General features: G+C 53.4%; 1 rRNA gene. It reads right to left on the bottom strand.

Annotation, left to right across the window (positions count from 1 at the left end):
* Window positions 1-2,734: ribosomal RNA gene (locus tag ACTNCK_RS11550) — 23S ribosomal RNA — on the bottom strand; the annotation flags it as partial.

Below are 2,734 nucleotides of genomic sequence, written 5' to 3'. Positions count from 1 at the left end.
GATCAAGCCTTCGATCTATTAGTGACAGTCAGCTGAACATGTTGCCATGCTTACACCTCTGCCCTATCTACCTCGTCGTCTACAAGGGATCTTATGTCCTTAATGGACGGGATATCTCATCTCGGGGTGGGCTTCACGCTTAGATGCCTTCAGCGTTTATCCCATCCGGACAAGGCTACCCGGCGATGGATCTGGTATCCAACCGGTACACCCGAAGTCCGTCCAACCCGGTCCTCTCGTACTAGGGTCAGCTCCCCTCAAATATCCTCCGCCCGCGCCGGATAGGGACCGAACTGTCTCACGACGTTCTGAACCCAGCTCGCGTACCGCTTTAATGGGCGAACAGCCCAACCCTTGGAACCTGCTACAGCTCCAGGATGCGATGAGCCGACATCGAGGTGCCAAACCACTCCGTCGATGTGAACTCTTGGGAGTGATAAGCCTGTTATCCCCAGGGTAGCTTTTGTCCGTTGAGCGATGGCAATCCCACTTTATACCACCGGATCACTAAGTCCTGCTTTCGCACCTGCTCCACCCGTCGGTGTCGCAGTCAGCCTGCCTTCTGCCTTTGCACTCTTCAGATGGTTTCCGACCATCCTGAGGCAAGCTTTGAGCGCCTCCGATACTCTTTCGGAGGCGACCGCCCCAGTCAAACTCCCCGCCTGGCATTGTCCCACCGCCGGATCACGGCGGCTGGTTAGAAACCCAGTAATGCAGGGGTGGTATCCCAACAGCGGCTCCATAAAGGCCTAGGCCCTTACTTCTTAGCCTCCCACCTATCCTGTGCATGCATTACCGAATCCCAGTACCAGACTGGAGTAAAGCTCCATGGGGTCTTTCCGTCCTGGCGCGGGTAACCAGCATCTTCACTGGTACTTCAATTTCACCGGATGCATTGTCGAGACAGTGCTCAAATCATTACGCCTTTCGTGCGGGTCGGAACTTACCCGACAAGGAATTTCGCTACCTTAGGACCGTTATAGTTACGGCCGCCGTTTACTGGGGCTTGAATTCAAAGCTTCGCTTGCGCTAACCTCTCCTCTTAACCTTCCAGCACCGGGCAGGCGTCAGCCCATATACTTCACCTTTCGGTTTCGCATAGACCTGTGTTTTTGCTAAACAGTTGCTTGAGCCTATTCTCTGCGGCCCTCCTTTCAGAGGGCACCCCTTATCCCGAAGTTACGGGGTCATTTTGCCGAATTCCTTAACAATGCTTCTTCCGTCGGCCTTAGGATTCTCTCCTCATCTACCTGTGTCGGTTTACGGTACGGGCCCATATGAAACAATAGCGGCTTTTCTCGGCAGCCGGCTCACGCGCTTCGCTACTTTTAGTTCGCTCCGCATCACGTATTCGGATTGCTAATCAGATTTACTTGATTAACTCCTACCTCGCTTGCACCGGTCTTTCCATTCCCGGCTCGCGCTCTCCTTCTGCGTCCCCACAGTTCTGTCCATACAGGGTGCAGGAATCTTTTACCTGCTTTCCATCGACTACGCCTTCCGGCCTCGCCTTAGGTCCCGACTTACCCAGGGCAGATCAGCTTTACCCTGGAAACCTCAGATATTCGGCCGTGAGGATTCACACCTCACTCTCGCTACTCATTCCGGCATTCTCTCTTCATGTTCCTCCACATGTCCTTACGTTCATGCTTCGCCGTATCATGAATGCTCCTCTACCAATGGCTATGCCATTCCACGGCTTCGGTGGTGTGTTTTAGCCCCGGTACATTTTCGGCGCAGGACCTCTCGACCAGTGAGCTGTTACGCACTCTTTGAATGAATGGCTGCTTCTGAGCCAACATCCTGGTTGTCTTTGAAATCCCACATCCTTTACCACTTAACACACACTTTGGGACCTTAGCCGGTGGTCCGGGCTCTTTCCCTTTTGACCATCCAACTTATCTCGTACAGTCTGACTCCCGGTGACCATCTACGCGGCATTCGGAGTTTGATATTCTTTGGTAAGCTTTGACGCTCCCGCGGAAATTCAGTGCTCTACCTCCGCAAGACTACACCGAGGCTAGCCCTAAAGCTATTTCGAGGAGAACCAGCTATCTCCGGGTTCGATTGGAATTTCTCCCCTACCCACACCTCATCGCCACCCTTTTCAACGGATGTGCGTTCGGACCTCCACCACCTTTTACAGCGGCTTCATCCTGGACATGGGTAGGTCACCCGGTTTCGGGTCTACACTAACTGACTTTACGCCCTATTAAGACTCGGTTTCCCTTCGGCTCCGGCATTTCCTGCCTTAACCTTGCCAGTCCGCGTAACTCGCCGGACCGTTCTACAAAAAGTACGCGGTTGGCCTTGCGGCCTTCCACAGCTTGTAAACACAGGGTTTCAGGTTCTCTTTCACTCCCCTCCCGGGGTCCTTTTCACCTTTCCTTCACAGTACTATGCTCTATCGGTCACCAAGTAGTATTTAGCCTTACGGAGTGGTCTCCGCTCTTTCAGACAAGGTTTCTCGTGTCTCGTCCTACTCTGGATACCGCCATGTCTGCTCATCCTTCGCTTACGGGGCTTTCACCCTCTCTGGCCTGCTTTCCCAAAACAGTTCTGCTGGACTTACAGAATCAATTATGCGGTCCGAACCCCGAAACGCACGCGCTTCGGTTTGGGCTCTTCCGGTTTCGCTCGCCGCTACTCCCGGAATCGATGTTTCTTTCTCTTCCTCCGGCTACTTAGATGTTTCAGTTCACCGGGTTCCCTTCCGCATGCTATGGATTCACAT

Source organism: Candidatus Weimeria sp. HCP3S3_B5 (assembly GCF_052064335.1).
GTDB lineage: Bacteria > Bacillota > Clostridia > Lachnospirales > Lachnospiraceae > Weimeria.
This window is presented reverse-complemented; position numbering and strand designations above follow the sequence as displayed.